This is a genomic window from Paraglaciecola aestuariivivens (assembly GCF_052983255.1).
This window is the reverse complement of record NZ_JBRKBA010000005.1, coordinates 25,579-44,264: the sequence shown is the minus strand read 5'-3', so window position 1 is coordinate 44,264 and position 18,686 is coordinate 25,579. Positions and strand designations below refer to the sequence as shown.

The window sequence follows — 18,686 nt, the reverse complement described above, 5'->3', positions numbered from 1 at the left end:
GTGCAATCAAAATGATTACTTGCTAGATAAGTTTAATGAAAATCCTTGCTCCCAAAACCCGCTAAAACAGGCATAAATACCCTAAAGCAGGACAAAAGCTGATTTTTTATGCGTTATCTGCTTATTATTTCTGCAAAAAATACGATAACCTCTATGCACAGAAGGAAAATTGATAACAAATGAATTCGCAGCTGGCTAAAAATACCAAAGTTTTGATCGTAGATGATCAGGCCCTAGCTAAGGGCTATATGAAGTATTCTCTGGAAGAATTAGGCTTCAGTGACATTACCTACGTGGATAAAATAAATCAGGCCTTAACCACCCTTAGAAGCCAACGTTTTGATCTAATTATTTGTTCTTACAACCTCAAGCGCGAACAAGACGGTTATTATTTTTATGATGAAATCAAAACCAATGGTGAACTACCTTTAAGCACAGCTTTTGTGTTTATCAGCGCCGACACCAATTCAGATTTAGTGCAAAGTATTATTGAGTTACAACCAGACGACTTCTTAGCCAAACCCTTTACCGTAAAAGATTTAGACAGACGACTTAGCCGTGTTTTGAGTCGCAAAAAAGCCTTAAATTCAGTGTATTTGTGCATCGAAAAAAATCAATATTCCCAAGCTTTATCCGAAGTGGAATTATTTTTAGCTAACCCTAAACACTCTGAGTTTTTTCCCATAGCGTTAAAAATAAAAGGCGAAATGTTGACCGCCTGCGGCCAATTTGAACAGGCCAAAACCTTTTATTTAGCGGTATTAAAAGTGCAAACTTTTACATGGGCGCAGTTAGGCTTAGTAAATAGTTACTTACGTTTAGATGAAGATGAATCGGCGGAAAAGCTGGTATTGCGTTTAGCTTTTAAACCCGACTCTCAGTTGGCCGCCTATGATTTACTGACAGCTTTACAAATCAAACAAAATGATTTTGAAAAAGCCTTAGAGTGTGTACTTATGGCCACCGAAATTTCTCCTAGAAGTATCAGGCGGCATAAAACAGCAGTTGATCTTTCGCGCATCACTCACGACTATGAAACCCAATTTGAAGCGGCTAAAAAAATAGTACGGTTAGCCAAAAACTCTATTCACGATAAACCCGAAAATTATATTAACGTGGCCAGGGCGGGTATTGATTACGCCATGACCACTGAGGCTTCAGATACAGAAAAACTAATCAGGCAAGCAAAAGAATACGTACGTCAACTCAGGCAAGCCTTTCCCAAAGCAGAGATTGAAGAACAGCTAAAAGTAGTAAAAGCCCGACTGCTGTATTTAGAAGATGAAAAAGACAATGCCATGGCCTTAATTAACCAACTAGATGAAGGCAGTTGGGATAACGAAAACCCAGAAGCTTTGCTGGATAAAGCCAAGATTTTTCATGATTTAGGCTTACATGAACGAGCTCAAGCAATTCTAGAACAAGTTGAAAAACGCACTAAAGAAAGTGACCAGCAAAACGACATATTTTTGCACTATATTCATCAAGAAAAAGAAGAAAAGTCGAACATTAAAATTAGCTCTAAAGAGCTCAACAATAAGGCCGTAGACTTTTTTCAACGTGGCGATATAGATAACGCCATGCAAACCTTTACACTAGCTTTTTCTATCATGCCTAAAAATATCGCTATCGCCTTAAATCTATTGCAAACTATTGCCGCTAAAGCAGCTGAAAAGGGCCATGAAAGGGTATCTAGCGAGTTACTTAAAAAATGTATTAAAACTATAGAAAACAGCACCTTATCTGACGAACAACAGCTTAGATACCATAAACTAAGAACCAATCTTGATGGCTTAGGCTAACAACCTACAAACCACCAGCCACATCAATAAAACTGCCAGTGGTAAAACTAGATTGCTCAGAAGCCAGCCAATATATGGCTTGCGCCACTTCCTCTGGGTGCCCACCTCTTTGCATTGGAATGTGACTTTTTAAGCGCTCAACTCTATTGGCTTCTCCCCCATCTCCATGGATCTCGGTTTCAATTAATCCCGGCCTTACTGCATTGACTCTTATGCCTTCGTTGGCCACTTCTTTGGCTAGGCCTTTAGTTAGACTATCAATGGCACCTTTGGAGGCGGCGTAATCGACATATTCATTAGGGGAACCGGTTAACGAAGCCAATGATGAAACATTAACAATAGAGCCGCCCGTTTTGCCGTAACGCCTAGACATACGTTTAACCGCTTGTTTTGCACACAAAAAACAGCTCATCACATTGGTATTTAAAATGTGTAAAAATCGTTCTGGGCTGATGTTGTCTAGACGGGATTGTTGCTGTAATACGCCCACATTATTCACTAACACAGTTATAGGCCCTAAGCTTTGCTCAACTTGGTTAAATAAAAGTTCAACTTCAGAAGCTTTAGACACATCAGCTTGCACTGCCAGGCATGGTACCCCTAGCTCTTTAATTTGTTGGATGATTTGCTCGGCAGCTTGTTTGTTGGTTAAATAATTTAGACCTACCGCATAGCCTTTATTAGCAAATAGGACAGCGGTTGCGGCCCCAATACCTCGGCTGGCTCCTGTTATTAACACTACTTTTTTAGAATGCATGCTTGCTCTTTATTAGTCAGCCCAAACTACTTTGTTTCGGCCATTATTTTTAGCTTGGTAGAGCGCTTGATCAGCGCGATCAAACCACTGGATAAAGGACTCTTTTGGAATAAACTCGGCTACCCCTAAACTACAAGTAACTTGTCCAACTGATTCAAAAGATTGCACTGCTACAACTTTGTTTAACCGCTCTGCCAATAACATGGCATCTTTTTTTTCTGAGGTTGGACATAAAATTAAAAACTCTTCGCCGCCCCAACGCGCCGCCACATCCATTTCACGCACAGTTTGCATCACCATTTGCGCCAGCTCTTTTAATACGGCATCGCCCACTGAGTGCCCATGGGTATCGTTAATGGGTTTAAAGTGATCAATGTCTAACATAATTAAACAAGCAGAATGATTATGCCGCAAACAATGCTGACGCTCTTGTTCACAACGTTGGATCATAAAGTTGCGATTAAACATGGAGGTAAGTGGGTCGCGCATTGAAAGAAACTCTAGTGTCTTGTTCTTTTCGAGCAACTGCTTTTGTAACTCTTCAAGCTGTTGATTTTTGTTTAATAATGTTTGATTAAACTGTTTAATTAACCATTGCCGCCACAACCCAATCGAGCTAATTAAACTAAAAATACCTGCAGCTATCCACAGGTAGCTATAATCCACTTCTGTGACTACCTTAGTGTTATTCCATTCTTTATAGACTTCTACATGTAACCATTCAGGAATTTGCTCAATGGCAGCATCTAAACGGTCAACTAAGGCTTGGTTTTGCTTGGATACTCCCATAGCTAACCTATCTTGAGGTTCAGCTATGCCAGAAATATAGAGTTCACGAAAACCATTTTTTTGAATTTTGGCATTGATTGACAATAACGAGCCAATAAATAAATCAATTTTTCCATCGGCTAATAGTTGTAAACCTGCGGTTTCGTTGTCTACTAATTGCAATGAAATTTCTGGATAATAATTAGCAATATATTCGGCATGCCTGTATCCAGCAACTGCACCTAAAGTTCTGTCACCAATTTGTTCATAACCTTGAATAAACCCAAAATCATCTTTTGAAACCAGCACGTTGGTGCCAGTAAAATACGCTTGGGTAAAAGTTAAATACTCTTTGCGTTTAGGGCTACTGTTTAACATGCTAGCTACGTCACATTCACCGCTCTTGAGCTTGGCTAAGGTTTCTTCCCAAGTGGTGGTTTTAACTAAAACAAAATTCACCTCTGCCATAATGCCTATATAGCGCATATAGTCTGCCGACATACCCACATGTTGATTATTACGAATGGCTTCGTAGGGCAACCAGTCTGGGTCAATGCAATAGCTAACATCAGGGAAGATGGGGACAATATCTTGAGAGTCCTGCTGCGCTTCTTGGGCTGGTAGATAAAAAGCAAAGCAATAAAGCCAACAACAGAGTAGCCCACATGTCAGTGTTTTCTGACGAAGTATTACTCGCTCTATGGTTAGCTTCATATTCACTTACTTATGGTTATGATAGGCTTTGGGATCCTAGTTTCAGTATGCAACGAACTTAAAAGCAACTCAATGAATCTTTAACTTCAAGTGCCTAAGTGACTTTTTGAGTTTGATTAAATCGTTTTTCAGTGTAGATCTGGTTTTCGACAATTTCACTGAGAATACTCACAGTTTTTGCGATATCTTCAAAAGACACATACAAAGGTGTCAGCCCAAAGCGTAATATATTTGGCGCCCTAAAGTCGGCAATCACATTTTGCGCAATTAGCGCTTGGCATATTTCAAAAGCGTTGGGGTGAGCAAAAGCAACCTGGCTGCCTCGCTCAGACTGATCTTTTGGAGAACACAATACAAAGTCTGCTAGGCTTGGCTGCTGCTCAACTAAATCAATCAATAACTGACCTAAAGCCAATGACTTGTGCCTAACCAAATCTAAATCTACGTCTTGCCAAACTTCCAAAGCAGCATCTAATGCACTCATAGCAATGACACTAGGAGTACCACATTGGAAATGCTCAATATTGTTAGCACTTTGATAAATAGGCGAAAAAGCAAAAGGCTTAGCATGGCCCATCCAACCCACTAAAGGCTGACTAGCTTTTGCCAAATGACGCTCGGCCACATATAAAAAAGCAGGGGCACCCGGCCCACCATTTAAATATTTATAACCACAGCCAACCGCAAAATCTACCTCACACTGATCTAGTTTTAGCGGCAAGGCTCCAGCGCTATGGGCTAAATCCCAAATTACCAAAATACCTTTATCATGGGCTAACTGGGTAAGTTTTTGCATGTCTAACACTTTGCCAGTTCTAAAGTTCACATGAGTTAACATTAATACCGCCACAGACTCATTTAGATGTTGTTCTATGTCATCTTCGTTGACTGTGGTTAATTCGCATAAATCTTGGCCTAACAAACTGGTTAAACCTTGCACCATATATAAATCGGTTGGAAAGTTATCTTGGGTCGACAGAACTTTATGCCGAGTTGGGTTTAATTTTAATGCAGCAGACAACACCTTAAATAAATTAACCGAAGTTGAATCACAACTGATCACTTGACCTGGCTTAGCACCTATTAAGGCGGCTATTTTTTCTCCCACCTGAATGGGTAAATCTATCCAAGCATGTTGATTCCAGCTGGTAATCAGATCTTCTCCCCATTGTTTGGCCACCACCTCAGCAACCCGGCTTTTCACTGTTTTAGGTAATACTCCTAAAGAGTTCCCGTCTAGATAAATAGTGTTTTGCGGAATTAAAAACGCTTGTTTTTTATTGGCTAAAGGGTCGCTTAAGTCTTGTTGTTTAATTTTCTCTAAATTCATAATTCTGCTATCTGAGTTAACTGTTTAACTAAGCTTTTAAAGCTATCTGAACCTGGGTGTAGCCAATCAAAATGCCCTGCTCCGGCAACAATTATATTAGTATGCTGGGCGCTGGGTAATTCACTATCAGGAACAATAATGTCTTTTTCACCCCTTAATAAATAACTATAGGCATGCACTTTTTGTTTTACCGGATTGGCCAATTCGTAGATTGCGGGGTTGTCTGCTAAGGTCGCCCCCATAAAATCTTTGGTAACTTTTTGGCAGCTGTTACTGCCTAACGAATACTTAGCAATATCAGTAATTGCAGCCAGTCCAATCACAGCTTTAATTTGCGGGAGTTGACTTGCCGCTAACAAAGCTAAATGTCCACCAGCCGAATGCCCCACTAGTACTGCGTTGGATAAATCAAATTTAGTGGGATCTTGCCCTGCAATACTTCTTATTGCCAACAACACATCATCAAAGGTTTTAGGCCAGCCCCCAGCTGTTTGACCTGTGCGCCTATACTCAATTGACCATACATTAAAGCCTGCTTGTGCTAGCCCAGTGGTTAATGCATAGGAATGTTCGATATTGTAAGCGCTTAACCAACAGCCGCCATGAATAAAGATGACATAAGGAAAATCTGACTGGTTTTGTTCCGAAGCTGGCCAAAACTGCGCAAACTGTTGGTCTGATTGGCCATACTCAAGTTGGCTTTGAGGCTTAGCAAAAGGCAAAGCTGTGACCGCTGAATAAGGCACATTATTGGCAATATTAGGAAAACGTATCGGCTCAGCCCGTAACGTTTGGCTAAAGATCAAGGCAACCAGCCCTAGGTTAAACAATTTATACAAAAGTTAAACTCCTCTAAAATGCAAAAAGCGGTGCCAAGGCACCGCCTAATTACATTATTTTGTTACAGGCTGAATAGCAACTTATAACATTTCTACCGCTATAGCAGTGGCTTCACCCCCACCAATACACAATGACGCCACACCTTTTTTCAAGTTACGTTGTTTTAACGCATGCAACAAAGTCACTATGATACGCGCGCCAGAAGCACCAATAGGGTGGCCTAAAGCACAAGCCCCACCTTTAACATTCACTTTGTCTTTGTCCAAACCTAACTTGTTAATGGCTAACATAGTCACCATGGCAAAAGCTTCGTTTATTTCGAATAAGTCTACCTCTTCTTTATCCCAGCCTGCTTTGTCTAATAACTTTTGCATGGCTCCTACAGGGGCAACAGTAAAGTTTTCAGGCTCGATTGCGTGCGAAGCATGGGCGACCACTTTAGCTAATGGAGTTAAGCCCAATTCAGCGGCTTTAGTAGCAGACATAACTAACAGTGCAGCGGCACCATCAGAAATTGAACTAGAGTTTGCCGCCGTCACTGTGCCATCTTTTTTAAAGGCAGGACGCAATGAAGGAATTTTTTCTGGTTTAGCTTGTTTAGGGCCGTCATCACTATCTACCACTAACTCACCTTTACGGCTTTTAATAGTCACAGGTGATATTTCATCGTTAAACAAAGCTTGGGCTTGGGCTTGGTTAGCTTTTTCTAAACTAGCTAAGGCAAATTCATCCATTTGTTCACGGGTAATATTTTCTGCATCTGCTGTAGCTTGAGCAAAACAGCCCATAGCTTGGCCATCATAGGCATTTTCTAGACCATCTAACATCATATGGTCTAATACTTGACCATGACCCATGCGGTAGCCAGAGCGCGCTTTAGGCAATAAATAAGGGGCATTACTCATGCTTTCCATGCCACCTGCAATAATAGCTTGGGCAGTGTCAGCTTTAATTAAATCATGTGCCAACATCAATGCTTTCATACCTGAACCACAGACTTTATTGATGGTGGTTACACCGCTGGCTAATGGTAAACCAGCGGCAAGTGAGGCTTGTCTGGCTGGTGATTGACCTAAACCTGCAGGTAATACACAACCCATGATCACTTCGTCTATGCTGTCTTTTAAATCTGCCGGAAGCCCATTTTCATTCAACACAGCTTGGATAGCGTTAGCCCCAAGTTCAGTAGCAGTAACGGGTGCTAGACTTCCTACAAAGCCGCCCATAGGCGTGCGTTTAGCGGCAACTATCACCACCGAATGATCAGACATAAAACCTCCTCTATTGTAATTTTTGAATAATTCTTTTGTACAAAGCGTACAAGAAATTGCACGCTTTGGCTGTTACTAACTCTTCTAACATAGACAATATTCTTCGCCTATGATTGATTTTGACAGCCTAACACTTTACATTTACTTTCAGTTTACGTAAACGTAAACCTTGTTAACATTTTTTTAGTATATGACATGAGTAAAAGATGGCTGAACAAACTTTTAGCATAGGCGAACTGGCAAAATCAATGGACATCACGCCCCGGTCTATTCGTTTTTACGAAGAGCAAGGCTTATTAAAACCCGCAAGAAGCGGCCAGAACCGCATTTATTCTAAAAAAGACCAGGTTCGCTTAAAACTTATTTTACGAGGTAAACGTTTAGGCTTTTCCCTAGCGGAAACCAAAACCTTATTTGATCTGTATGACAGTCATCAGAATTCTAAAGTACAGCTCGAAGCTATGCTTAAAATGACCTCTGAAAAACGTGCTCATATGCAACAACAACTAGAAGATATTGAGATGCTTAAAGCCGAACTCGAAGAAGTTGAAGGCAGATGTCAAGAAGAGCTCAATACCCTAACCCAAGGACAAAACGCATGAATGCTCCCTACCCTACTTTAAATTTTGGTCTCGGCGAAGAAATCGATATGTTGCGTGACCACGTATACAACTTTGCGCAAAACGAAATCGCGCCTTTGGCCGAAAAAGCCGATGAAAATAACAGCTTCCCTAACGAACTATGGCCAAAATTAGGCGAAATGGGATTATTAGGGGTAACGGTAAAAGAAGAATTTGGTGGCTCTGATATGGGTTATTTAGCCCATGTGATTGCCATGGAAGAAGTCAGCCGAGCATCTGCAGGTATTGGCCTTAGTTATGGTGCCCATTCAAACTTGTGTGTTAATCAAATTCACAAAAATGGCACACAAGCACAAAAAGAAAAGTATTTACCTAAGTTAGTCAGCGGTGAACACATAGGCGCATTAGCCATGAGTGAACCCAATGCGGGTTCTGATGTGGTTAGCATGAAATTACGGGCTGATAAAAAAGGCGATCACTACGTCTTAAACGGCAATAAAATGTGGATCACTAATGGTCCAGATGCCGATACCTTTGTTATCTATGCCAAAACCGATGTAAAAGCAGGTGCCAAAGGCATGACAGCTTTTATTGTTGAACGTGGTACTAAAGGTTTCAGCCAAGCTCAAAAACTAGATAAATTAGGTATGCGTTCGTCTAATACCTGTGAACTAGTATTTGAAGATGTTGAAGTACCAGCAGAAAACATTTTAGGCCAAGAAGGCGGCGGCGTGCGCGTATTAATGAGCGGCTTAGACTACGAGCGTTTAGTCTTATCTGGCGGACCAATTGGCATAATGCAAGCTTGTATGGATCTAGTGGTACCTTATATTCACGACCGTAAACAGTTTGGCCAATCTATTGGTGAGTTCCAACTTATCCAAGGCAAGATTGCCGATATGTACACCCAAATGAACGCCGCACGAGCTTACGTATACGCAGTGGCACGTTCATGTGACCGTGGCGAAACCACCCGTAAAGATGCGGCCGGTGCTATTTTATACTCAGCTGAACTAGCCACAAAAATGTCATTAGATGCCATTCAATTGTTAGGTGGAAACGGTTACATCAACGAGTTCCCAGCAGGACGATTATTAAGAGACGCTAAGTTGTATGAGATTGGTGCAGGTACCTCAGAGATTCGCAGAATGTTAATTGGTCGCGAATTATTTAAAGAGTCTGTGTAATACCTCAATTAGCCTAACAGCAAATATTTGGAGCAATACTGTGCCTAGAATTATCAGTAAGCTAAACGTAAAAAGCCAAGACTTTTTGCTTAATGCCGAGCATATGCAAGCTCAGGTCAAAGATCTGGCTGAAAAAATTGCCGAAATCAAATTAGGTGGAGGCGAAAAAGCCAACCAGCGTCATATTGGCCGTGGTAAATTATTACCCAGAGACAGAATTAACACTCTGTTAGATCAAGGTTCTCCCTTTTTAGAAATCTCTCAATTAGCCGCCTACCAAGTGTATGACGATTACGTTCCTGCAGCGGGTGTGATTGCAGGGATAGGCCGTGTAGCAGGGGTTGAATGTATGATAGTGGCCAATGATGCAACTGTTAAAGGCGGTAGTTACTACCCCTTAACAGTGAAAAAGCATTTACGTGCCCAAACCATAGCCGAACAAAATAATTTACCTTGTATTTATTTGGTTGACTCTGGCGGTGCTAACTTGCCACGTCAAGATGAAGTATTTCCAGATCGCGAGCATTTTGGGCGAATTTTCTTTAATCAGGCCAACTTATCAGCTCAAAATATTCCACAAATAGCTGTGGTTATGGGCTCTTGTACCGCTGGGGGAGCCTATGTTCCTGCCATGGCTGATGAATCAATTATTGTTAAACAACAAGGCACAATCTTTTTAGGTGGTCCACCACTAGTTAAAGCCGCAACCGGTGAAGTGGTGAGCGCTGAAGACTTAGGGGGTGGCGATGTACATTGCCGCACCTCAGGTGTAGTGGATCATTTAGCCAATAACGATCATCACGCGTTAAAAATTGCCCGTGATGCCATTGCCCGATTAAACCGCACTAAAAAGATTGAACTAGATATTAAAGAGCCAGTTGAGCCTCTTTACGCCAAAGAAGAAATCTATGGCGTGATCCCTAAAGACACACGTAAACCTTATGATGTTCGCGAAGTAATTGCCCGCGTTGTAGATGGCTCAGAATTTGATGAGTTTAAAGCTTTATATGGGCAAACCTTAGTCTGCGGATTTGCCCGCATTTTTGGCTACCCTGTAGGCATAGTTGCCAACAACGGGATTTTGTTCTCAGAGTCTGCACAAAAAGGCGCGCATTTCATTGAACTCTGTGCGCAACGTAAAATTCCTCTAGTGTTTTTACAAAATATCACTGGATTTATGGTGGGTAAACAATACGAGGCTGGCGGTATTGCTAAGCATGGCGCCAAAATGGTAACAGCCGTGGCTTGTGCCAAAGTGCCTAAATTTACTGTATTAATTGGCGGCAGTTTTGGTGCGGGTAACTATGGCATGTGTGGTCGCGCATACGATCCACGCTTTATGTTTATGTGGCCTAATGCGCGCATTTCAGTTATGGGTGGCGAACAAGCTGCTGGGGTTTTATCGCAAGTAAAACGCGAACAAAAAGAGCGCATCAACGAAACTTGGAGCGCTGAAGAAGAACAAGCCTTTAAACAGCCAATAATAGATACATACGAATCCCAAGGTCACCCTTATTACGCCTCAGCAAGGTTATGGGACGACGGTGTGATTGATCCTGCAGATACGCGCCAAGTTTTGGGCCTAAGTATTTCAGCCAGTCTAAATAAACCTATTGAGGACACCCGCTTTGGCGTCTTTAGAATGTAAGGGTGAAAATCTAATGAATCAAACCGATAAAGTATTATTTGAAATTGATGCAAAAGGGGTAGCCACTGTTACCCTTAATCAGCCAGATATCCATAATGCATTTGACGATGAGTTAATTGCTCAATTAACCGATATATTTACGCAAGTCGACCAACACCCTGATATTCGAGTGATGGTATTAGCTGCAGCAGGTAAAAGTTTCAGCGCAGGGGCCAATTTAAATTGGATGAAGCGCATGGCAACCTATGATTACCAACAAAACTTGCAAGACGCCAAAGCCTTAGCCGAAATGTTTCACAAGCTAAACACCATTAGCAAGCCTACTATTGCTAAAGTGCAAGGGGCGGCCTTTGGGGGCGCAGTGGGATTAGTAGCCTGTTGCGATATGGCGGTTGGAAGCAAACTAAGTAAGTTTTGTTTAAGTGAAGTCAAACTTGGGCTGATCCCAGCCACTATTAGCCCCTATGTGATTGCCGCTATGGGCGCACGCATAGCCAGACGATACTTTACTACTGCCGAAGTATTTTCAGCGCACCGCGCTAGAAGATTAGGACTATTAAGCGAAGCGGTAGTAGAAGAAGAGCTAGATAGCACAGTACAAAGTTTGATAGACAACATTCTTAAAAACTCACCTCTTGCTGTTAGTGCCGCCAAGCAATTAATTTTTGATGTGTCGAATCAAGACATCAACGAAAGCTTGCTCCATAGCACCAGTGAAAAAATCGCCGCCATTCGCGTTTCACCTCAAGGCCAAGAAGGTCTGAATGCGTTTTTACAAAAACGTCCTGCCAACTGGATAACGGAGTAAGCCATGTTCAGTAAATTATTGATCGCCAACCGTGGCGAAATTAGCTGTCGTATTATCAAAACAGCCAAGCGTATGGGCATTGCTACAGTGGCCTTATATTCAGACGCTGATCAACAGGCTTTACATGTAAAAATGGCTGATGAAGCAGTACATGTGGGTCCTTCACCTTCTAAAGACAGCTACTTACAAGCAGAAAAAATCATTCAAATAGCCTTAAAAGTAGGGGCTGATGCCATTCACCCTGGTTATGGCTTTTTGTCTGAAAATGCGGCTTTTGCCAATTTATGTAGCGAAAATAACATAGTGTTTGTCGGCCCACCTGTTGGTGCCATTGAAGCCATGGGTTCAAAATCTGCTGCCAAACACATAATGGAAAAAGCCAATGTGCCTTTAGTGCCTGGTTATCACGGCGACGATCAAAGTGTAGAAGGGTTGAAATCTCATGCCGATAAAATGGGATACCCTGTATTACTTAAAGCCGCGGCTGGTGGTGGGGGTAAAGGCATGCGTCAGGTATGGTCATCAGCAGAGTTTGCCGATGCCCTAGCCGCTGCTAAGCGCGAAGCCATGTCGAGCTTTAACGACGACTTAATGTTAGTAGAAAAATACCTAACTCAACCCAGACACGTTGAAATTCAAGTATTTTGCGACAACTTTGGCGATGGTGTGTATTTATTTGAACGTGATTGTTCGGTACAAAGACGTCATCAAAAAGTAATTGAAGAAGCCCCCGCTTTTGGCATGACAGAAAGTCTTAGGGCACAAATGGGTGAAGCCGCGTTAAAAGCTGCCAAAGCCATACAATATGCCGGTGCAGGTACTGTTGAGTTTTTACTCGACAGTGATGGGCAATTCTACTTTATGGAAATGAACACCCGTTTACAGGTTGAGCATCCAGTCACAGAAATGATCACCGGCCAGGATTTAGTGGAATGGCAACTACGTATTGCTAACAACGAATCCTTGCCTTTAGCTCAAGCCGATTTAAAAATTCATGGGCATGCATTTGAAGCTCGTATTTATGCCGAAGATCCTGAAAATGACTTTTTGCCAGCCACTGGCCGCTTATCTTTGCTTCAACCACCTATCGAATCAGACTATGTAAGAGTTGATACTGGGGTTGTGCAAGGTGATGAAGTTTCTGTGTATTACGATCCTATGATTGCCAAGCTAATAGTCTGGGACGAAAATCGTGAAAAAGCCCTAGCACGTTTAACTAAAGCTTTAACTGAATACCACGTTGACGGCGTAGTCACAAACATTGAGTTTTTGTATAACCTAGCCACCAGTGCTCCATTTAAAGCAGAACAAATTGATACTGGTTTTATTGAAAAACATCAAGATGTGCTGCACCTAAATACCCAGCAAGACATTCAAGGCTTATTACCTTTAGCGGCTTTGTATGTGTTGTTAAATAATCAAGCAAAAACTCGCCAATCTCAAATTGGCGACCCTTTCTCGCCTTGGTCAAATCATAATGACTGGCGTGCAAACGAGCAGCATATTCAACACTTGGTTTTAGACTTTGGTGAAGAAACTTACGAGATAGAAGTGAGTCAAACAGACGCTGGCAATTCAAATGGATTTAACCTGAACATTGGCCAACAAAGTTATCTTTGTTCGGGTCAAATTCAGCAAGAGCAATTGTTCTCTAATATTAACGGACATAAATCTTTAGCTACTGTGCATGCTAACCAAGATGGCTATTCGTTATTTAGTGGCGGCAAAGTCATTCGCTTTACTCATGTTCAAGCTGATTTAGGTGAAGCTCAAGAAGACACCAATGATGCGGGCTTTGTGGCGCCAATGAATGGCACAGTAGTAGCAATATTAGTGGAACCAGGTCAGTTAGTTGAAAAAGGCCAAAGCCTAATGGTAATGGAAGCCATGAAAATGGAGCATAGTCTTAAAGCCCCTGCTGCGGGTAAAGTCACAGAGTTTTACTTTAAGGCTGGTGAGCTGGTTGATGGTGGCACAGAGTTGCTGGCCTTTGAAGCCAGCCAAGAGGACTAACTATGTTACCTAAAGCGGTAAAAATTGTTGAAGTAGGACCAAGAGACGGCCTACAAAATGAAAAAGGCATTGTGCCTTTGGCAGCCAAAGTAGCCTTAGTCGAACAGCTGGCTAAGGCCGGCTGTTCAGTCATCGAAACCGGTAGTTTTGTATCGCCTAAATGGGTGCCACAAATGGCCGACAGTGCCGAGGTTTTTCAACAAATCAATCGATTGCCAGATGTAACTTACTCTGCTTTAACTCCTAATCTTAAAGGCTTTGAAGCGGCACTTGCAGCGCAAGCAGATGAGGTGGCTATTTTTGCCGCCGCCTCTGAGTCTTTTTCGCAAAAAAACATTAATTGTTCTATTGAAGAGAGTCTGGCCCGTTTTGTTCCTTTAATAGAGCGAGCTAAAGCGCAAAACATTCCTGTAAGAGGTTACGTTTCTTGTGTGTTAGGTTGCCCTTATGAGGGAGATATCGAACCGCAAAAAGTCGCCCAAGTTAGCCAAACTCTGTTAGACATGGGCTGTTATGAAATTTCGCTGGGCGATACTATAGGGGTTGGTACTCCAGTCAAAACTCAACAGATGTTAGAGACTGTATTAGCCCAAATTCCAGCCGAGAAACTAGCAGTACATTTTCATGATACTTATGGTCAGGCTTTGGCTAATATTTTAGTGGCCTTACAGTTGGGTATTGCAGTGGTAGATAGTGCGGTATCGGGTTTAGGTGGCTGTCCTTATGCCAAAGGAGCATCGGGCAATGTGGCCACCGAAGATTTAGTCTTTATGCTAAATGGCATGCAGATTGAAACTGGCATCGATCTTAACCAACTTACCCAAGCGGGTTTAGCCATGATGCAAGCCTTAGGTCGCCCTACTCAATCAAAAGTCGCGCAAGCGCTTTCTGCTTAAAGGACAATTAAGTGGCCAATTCCAGTTCAAAAACTAGCACTATTCCTATTAATGTTAGGGTGATGATTGCCTTAGTTGCCTCACCTACATTGTTAGTAGTAGGCATGTTAATTTACACCCTAGTATTTGATGGCTGGCAAAAAGTCAGTATTAGTATGCTAGTGTTCTCAGGCTTAGCCGGATTAGCTTATTATGCGGTTTTTACGGGTCGGCCACCGCGCTTGTGGGTAAAAAAATCTAACTAATAGGTGTGCCCAAATTTAGCTTCGGGTACACTTGCCTCATATCTATTTCATCTAAAAACAAGCCGTAAGGTAACAATATGCAATACTTCAATTGGCAACCCGATCCCGTATTAATTGAATTATTTGGTCTGAAAATTCATTGGTATGGAGCCTTGTTTGCCACTGCTATAGTGGCGGGTTTGCAGGTTATGAAATGGATTTTTAAACAAGAAAAAATCAAATTGGCACTGTTAGACTCACTGCTTAGTTATTGTGTTATTGGCATAATAGTAGGGGCTCGTTTAGGCCATTGTTTATTCTACAATCCAGAATTTTATTTAAGCAACCCTTTAAAAATATTAGCCATTTGGGAAGGCGGCTTGGCCAGCCATGGAGGAGGCTTAGGGGTGATTTTAGCGGTGTATTTATTTAGCCGTAAACATCAAGTAGGCTATTTATGGCTTTTAGATAGACTGGCCATTGCCACCGCACTGTTTGGATTTTTTGTGCGCTTTGCTAACTTTATTAATTCAGAAATTATCGGCATTCAAACTGATTTACCATGGGCCGTGGTATTTAGCCATATTGACAATATTCCTAGACACCCTGCTCAATTGTACGAGTCGTTAGCCTATCTAAGCATCTTTGCTTTGCTTATTGGCTTATATCAAAAATCGGCCATTAAAAAGCACTCAGGGGCATTATTGGGCTGCTTTTTATGTACTGTGTTTACCGCTAGATACTTAATTGAAATGGTTAAGGTCAAACAAGCGGCTTATCAAACCGATAACTTAATAAGCACTGGCCAAGCCTTAAGTATTCCGTTTTTTATTGCTGGCGTGGGGCTAATTATCTATGCCTGGAAAAAAAGTCGCGCTTAATTTTTTGCGAGTTGGGCTGAAGAAAGTTTTTGTACTAACCACCAAGTGGCTTCTTGTTTATCAGCGAAAAAACGGAAACTGTCTTTGGCCCGGGTATGAATGTCACTTAAGTGACGTTTAGCAAATTCAGGAGAATTGGATTCAGACACAATAATGGCAGCGGCAATACAGCCCTGTTTTCTGTCTTGTTTTATTGCTTCTACTAAATAACTTGCCGCATCGGGTACGTAAATAGGATCCCCTTTTAATACTACTACCTTACCCCAAATACTACCGTGTAAACTTCCCATTAACTTTTGGTAAGTGTAATTAGCATGTTCTAAGGCTTCTAGATTCCAAGGGCCGTCGCCCTCAATAAACAGAATGCTATCTTGAATGTGGCAACTAATACTGCCATGTTCGGTAAAACGCCTCATGCTGCACCCTTGCCACCTAGGGTGACGAAACTAAAAAACCAATGTAAGCAATAATTAAACCGCCTCATAGGTAAAAATTCAACCCCAAGTGTAAAATATTTTAGTATTAAAAAAGGTAATAATTGTAATAACTTACAAGCTCAGGTTAAATTAACCTAGCTTATTCGTAATTCATTATTAAAGTTCGAACTAAGTTGTGCAAAAATTATGCTCATACTTTGTCAATTTGTTGTTCCAAAAATCTAGACCTTGCATGAGTTGGAGTTGCCAAAGACGTGTTTGTAAAGCTAAATCTACTAATCAATAACGTGTCGCCAAACAGGAGTGCAAATCTATGAAAAACCCGTCATCACGTTACATCAGTAACCTGACTCGTGATACCTATGCATTAATTCTAGCCGGAGGACGAGGCTCAAGGTTGTACGAACTGACCAATTGGCGAGCCAAACCAGCCCTATATTTTGGTGGCAAGTTTCGCATTATTGATTTCCCCTTATCTAATTGTATTAATTCTGGTATTCGTAATGTTGGAGTTGTGACTCAATATAAGTCCCATTCATTGATCAGGCATTTAGTTAGAGGTTGGGGACACTTTAAAAAAGAGTTAGGAGAATCAGTAGAAATCTTACCTGCTTCACAACGTTTTTCTGAAAGTTGGTATGAAGGCACGGCCGATGCGGTTTTCCAAAACATAGATATTATTCGTGATGAGCTACCTAAGTACGTAATGATTTTATCTGGCGATCATATCTATCGTATGGATTACGGTCACTTAATTGCTCAACATGCCGAGTCTGGGGCCAAAATGACAGTCAGCTGTATGCCTGTGCCTATTGAAGAAGCCGCGGGGCAATTTGGTGTCATGTCGGTCGATGAGAACTACAAAATCATTGGTTTTGAAGAAAAGCCTGAACACCCTACTCCTCTACCTGACGACCCTAACAATTGTTTAGCCTCAATGGGTAACTATGTTTTTGATACCGAGTTTCTGTTTGAACAACTTAAAGCTGATTCACAAAAATCAGGCTCTGAGCGTGACTTTGGTAAAGATATTATTCCCGCCATTATCAAAGATCATCCGGTTTATGCTTTCCCCTTTAGAAGTGACGAAGAAAACGAAGCTTATTGGCGCGATGTAGGTACCTTAGATTCATTTTGGCAGGCTAATATGGAGTTGGTTGCCCCGGTTCCAGCATTAAATATTTACGACAAAAAATGGCCAATTTGGACCTATCAAGAACAGCTTCCACCAGCAAAGTTTGTGTGGGAAGAAGATAACAGACGCGGTACTGCAATCAATTCGGTTGTTTCGGGTGGCTGTATTATTTCTGGTGCGACCTTAAGGCGTAGTTTGTGTTTCTCCAATGTAAGAGTGCACTCTTACAGCGAAATAGAAGACTCAGTGATATTGCCTGATGTAGAAGTGCAAAGACATTGTCGTATACGCAAAGCCATAATAGATAGAGGCTGTGTTATTCCTGAAGGCACTGTCATAGGCCATAGCCGTGAAGATGACTTAGCTAGAGGCTTTAGAGTGACAGATAAAGGCGTGGTGTTAGTGACCCGTGAGATGTTAGGACTCAAAGTAGGTTATTAAGCACCTAAACTCTAGATGCAATTAGGCCGCTTCTGAGCGGCCTTTTATTTTATTCAGTATGGTCATGCCAAGTTTTAAGGGTTTGACCAATAACTGCTGCCACCTTTTGTGGTTGCTCCATTGGAAACATATGCCCACCTGCTGCGAGCTTTTTATGAGGGATCTGGGTTTTCTTAACAAAAGTGCCTAAAAAGCGCGGGGTACAAACTTCGCTGTTTTCGCCTGTTAGTAACAAGCTAGGTACTTTAAGCTTATGATAATAATGATGTAAGTTATGTGGCACATTACGATATATATTGGTTTCGATTAGCGCATCATAATTTAGTTGCATTAGCCCATCTCTATGCTCAATCACAGCATTTACATAATCTTTTATACAGGCATCAGTAAAATTTTTAAATAACGCCCTAGCTTTAAAATAAGCCACTAAATCTGTACCTGCTGGCCAACTTTGGCAGCGTGTTTTGGTTTTGCCAGCTGGGGTAAATTTATCTATCCAAGCTGTTTTTTTTAATAACTTAAACATCACTCTAGAAAAGCCCGAGGTAATAGGAGGATCGAGCATAATCAAACCTTTTACCAAATCAGGCCTTTGACAGGCAGTCATAAATGATAAAATGCCGCCCATAGAATGCCCCACTAAATACACAGGCTTAGCCACATGCTGCTCTAAATAAGCAATCATCTCGTCAACTAAATTGCTTAAATTAGGGTTAATGGGATAAGCCGGGTCGTGCGCAAATTTTGTTTTACCAAAAATTTCAAATTCTTCGCCAAGCGCGTTAAATATCGCTTGATAACTGCCAATGGGAAAGCCATTCGCATGGGCAAAATGCAGTGGGATTTTTTTGCCAGAGGGCATATTTAACCTTTGAGTATAAAGTGAAAGCGCCTAATAAACTTACTAGGCAACAGGTTTATCGGCAGCAATTATCTACCTAGCCTTTGCTGAT

At 41.6% G+C, this 18,686-nt stretch carries 17 protein-coding genes; 10 read left to right on the top strand and 7 right to left on the bottom strand.

The window, feature by feature from the left end:
* Positions 1-179 precede the first annotated feature (179 nt).
* Positions 180-1,802, top strand: a complete 1,623-nt coding sequence (locus ACVCDT_RS08865) for a response regulator (RefSeq protein WP_447132411.1) — start codon at positions 180-182, stop codon at positions 1,800-1,802.
* Positions 1,803-1,806: 4 nt separating this feature from the next.
* Here ACVCDT_RS08865 and ACVCDT_RS08860 read toward each other — a convergent pair whose 3' ends face one another.
* The 5 genes from ACVCDT_RS08860 to ACVCDT_RS08840 form a co-directional block, all read right to left on the bottom strand.
* Positions 1,807-2,559, bottom strand: coding sequence for an SDR family oxidoreductase (locus tag ACVCDT_RS08860; protein WP_447132410.1), 753 nt, complete (start codon positions 2,557-2,559; stop codon positions 1,807-1,809).
* Between the two features lie 12 nt (positions 2,560-2,571).
* Positions 2,572-4,041 (bottom strand): diguanylate cyclase, encoded by a 1,470-nt coding sequence (locus tag ACVCDT_RS08855; protein WP_447132409.1) that lies wholly within the window; start codon positions 4,039-4,041, stop codon positions 2,572-2,574.
* 94 nt (positions 4,042-4,135) lie between these two features.
* The gene (gene kynU, locus ACVCDT_RS08850; RefSeq protein WP_447132408.1) at positions 4,136-5,371 is read right to left on the bottom strand and encodes a kynureninase; all 1,236 of its coding nucleotides are present in this window, start codon (positions 5,369-5,371) and stop codon (positions 4,136-4,138) included.
* A complete protein-coding gene (locus ACVCDT_RS08845; RefSeq protein WP_447132407.1) occupies positions 5,368-6,210 on the bottom strand; it encodes an alpha/beta fold hydrolase in 843 nt (280 codons plus the stop codon). The genes kynU and ACVCDT_RS08845 overlap by 4 nt, the downstream gene beginning before the upstream one ends.
* 81 nt (positions 6,211-6,291) lie before the next feature.
* Entirely contained in the window at positions 6,292-7,482 is a 1,191-nt protein-coding gene (locus tag ACVCDT_RS08840; RefSeq protein ID WP_447132406.1) for a thiolase family protein, read from the bottom strand.
* Positions 7,483-7,688: 206 nt separating this feature from the next.
* On the opposite strand from ACVCDT_RS08840, the gene ACVCDT_RS08835 reads away from it, so the two are divergent.
* The 8 genes from ACVCDT_RS08835 to lgt all read left to right on the top strand — a co-directional run bounded on the left by ACVCDT_RS08835 (position 7,689) and on the right by lgt (position 15,720).
* Positions 7,689-8,084, top strand: coding sequence for a MerR family transcriptional regulator (locus ACVCDT_RS08835; protein WP_447132405.1), 396 nt, complete (start codon positions 7,689-7,691; stop codon positions 8,082-8,084).
* A complete protein-coding gene (locus ACVCDT_RS08830) occupies positions 8,081-9,250 on the top strand; it encodes an isovaleryl-CoA dehydrogenase (protein ID WP_447132404.1) in 1,170 nt (389 codons plus the stop codon). Before ACVCDT_RS08835 ends, ACVCDT_RS08830 begins: the two co-directional genes overlap by 4 nt.
* 40 nt (positions 9,251-9,290) lie before the next feature.
* Positions 9,291-10,898 (top strand): carboxyl transferase domain-containing protein, encoded by a 1,608-nt coding sequence (locus tag ACVCDT_RS08825; RefSeq protein ID WP_447132403.1) that lies wholly within the window; start codon positions 9,291-9,293, stop codon positions 10,896-10,898.
* Between the two features lie 13 nt (positions 10,899-10,911).
* On the top strand, positions 10,912-11,706 hold the full coding sequence (locus ACVCDT_RS08820) for an enoyl-CoA hydratase/isomerase family protein (protein WP_447132402.1): 795 nt from the start codon (positions 10,912-10,914) through the stop codon (positions 11,704-11,706).
* 3 nt (positions 11,707-11,709) lie between these two features.
* Positions 11,710-13,719 carry an acetyl/propionyl/methylcrotonyl-CoA carboxylase subunit alpha gene (locus tag ACVCDT_RS08815; RefSeq protein ID WP_447132401.1) on the top strand — a complete coding sequence of 670 codons (2,010 nt, stop codon included), beginning with the start codon at positions 11,710-11,712 and terminating at the stop codon, positions 13,717-13,719.
* A gap of 2 nt (positions 13,720-13,721) precedes the next feature.
* Positions 13,722-14,615 carry a hydroxymethylglutaryl-CoA lyase gene (locus tag ACVCDT_RS08810; RefSeq protein WP_447132400.1) on the top strand — a complete coding sequence of 298 codons (894 nt, stop codon included), beginning with the start codon at positions 13,722-13,724 and terminating at the stop codon, positions 14,613-14,615.
* Positions 14,616-14,626: 11 nt separating this feature from the next.
* Entirely contained in the window at positions 14,627-14,860 is a 234-nt protein-coding gene (locus ACVCDT_RS08805) for a hypothetical protein (protein ID WP_447132399.1), read from the top strand.
* A gap of 77 nt (positions 14,861-14,937) precedes the next feature.
* Positions 14,938-15,720 carry a prolipoprotein diacylglyceryl transferase gene (gene lgt, locus ACVCDT_RS08800; protein ID WP_447132398.1) on the top strand — a complete coding sequence of 261 codons (783 nt, stop codon included), beginning with the start codon at positions 14,938-14,940 and terminating at the stop codon, positions 15,718-15,720.
* On the opposite strand, the gene ACVCDT_RS08795 is transcribed toward lgt, so the two are convergent.
* Positions 15,717-16,136 (bottom strand): hypothetical protein, encoded by a 420-nt coding sequence (locus ACVCDT_RS08795; protein WP_447132397.1) that lies wholly within the window; start codon positions 16,134-16,136, stop codon positions 15,717-15,719. The two genes, lgt and ACVCDT_RS08795, sit on opposite strands and share 4 nt — an antisense overlap.
* A 334-nt stretch (positions 16,137-16,470) precedes the next feature.
* On the opposite strand from ACVCDT_RS08795, the gene glgC reads away from it, so the two are divergent.
* Complete coding sequence (gene glgC, locus ACVCDT_RS08790) at positions 16,471-17,733, top strand: glucose-1-phosphate adenylyltransferase (protein ID WP_447132396.1); 1,263 nt, start codon at positions 16,471-16,473, stop codon at positions 17,731-17,733.
* 49 nt (positions 17,734-17,782) lie between these two features.
* On the opposite strand, the gene ACVCDT_RS08785 is transcribed toward glgC, so the two are convergent.
* Positions 17,783-18,595, bottom strand: coding sequence for an alpha/beta fold hydrolase (locus ACVCDT_RS08785; RefSeq protein WP_447132395.1), 813 nt, complete (start codon positions 18,593-18,595; stop codon positions 17,783-17,785).
* Between the last annotated feature and the right edge of the window lie 91 nt (positions 18,596-18,686).

Bases quoted from the DNA above. Each gene is read 5' to 3' on its own strand.
- ACVCDT_RS08865 (WP_447132411.1), top strand. From the start codon at position 180: ATGAATTCGCAGCTGGCTAAAAATACCAAAGTTTTGATCGTAGATGAT.
- ACVCDT_RS08860 (WP_447132410.1), bottom strand. From the start codon at position 2,559: ATGCATTCTAAAAAAGTAGTGTTAATAACAGGAGCCAGCCGAGGTATT.
- ACVCDT_RS08855 (WP_447132409.1), bottom strand. From the start codon at position 4,041: ATGAAGCTAACCATAGAGCGAGTAATACTTCGTCAGAAAACACTGACA.
- kynU (WP_447132408.1), bottom strand. From the start codon at position 5,371: ATGAATTTAGAGAAAATTAAACAACAAGACTTAAGCGACCCTTTAGCC.
- ACVCDT_RS08840 (WP_447132406.1), bottom strand. From the start codon at position 7,482: ATGTCTGATCATTCGGTGGTGATAGTTGCCGCTAAACGCACGCCTATG.
- ACVCDT_RS08835 (WP_447132405.1), top strand. From the start codon at position 7,689: ATGGCTGAACAAACTTTTAGCATAGGCGAACTGGCAAAATCAATGGAC.
- ACVCDT_RS08830 (WP_447132404.1), top strand. From the start codon at position 8,081: ATGAATGCTCCCTACCCTACTTTAAATTTTGGTCTCGGCGAAGAAATC.
- ACVCDT_RS08820 (WP_447132402.1), top strand. From the start codon at position 10,912: ATGAATCAAACCGATAAAGTATTATTTGAAATTGATGCAAAAGGGGTA.
- ACVCDT_RS08815 (WP_447132401.1), top strand. From the start codon at position 11,710: ATGTTCAGTAAATTATTGATCGCCAACCGTGGCGAAATTAGCTGTCGT.
- ACVCDT_RS08810 (WP_447132400.1), top strand. From the start codon at position 13,722: ATGTTACCTAAAGCGGTAAAAATTGTTGAAGTAGGACCAAGAGACGGC.
- lgt (WP_447132398.1), top strand. From the start codon at position 14,938: ATGCAATACTTCAATTGGCAACCCGATCCCGTATTAATTGAATTATTT.
- ACVCDT_RS08795 (WP_447132397.1), bottom strand. From the start codon at position 16,136: ATGAGGCGTTTTACCGAACATGGCAGTATTAGTTGCCACATTCAAGAT.
- glgC (WP_447132396.1), top strand. From the start codon at position 16,471: ATGAAAAACCCGTCATCACGTTACATCAGTAACCTGACTCGTGATACC.
- ACVCDT_RS08785 (WP_447132395.1), bottom strand. From the start codon at position 18,595: ATGCCCTCTGGCAAAAAAATCCCACTGCATTTTGCCCATGCGAATGGC.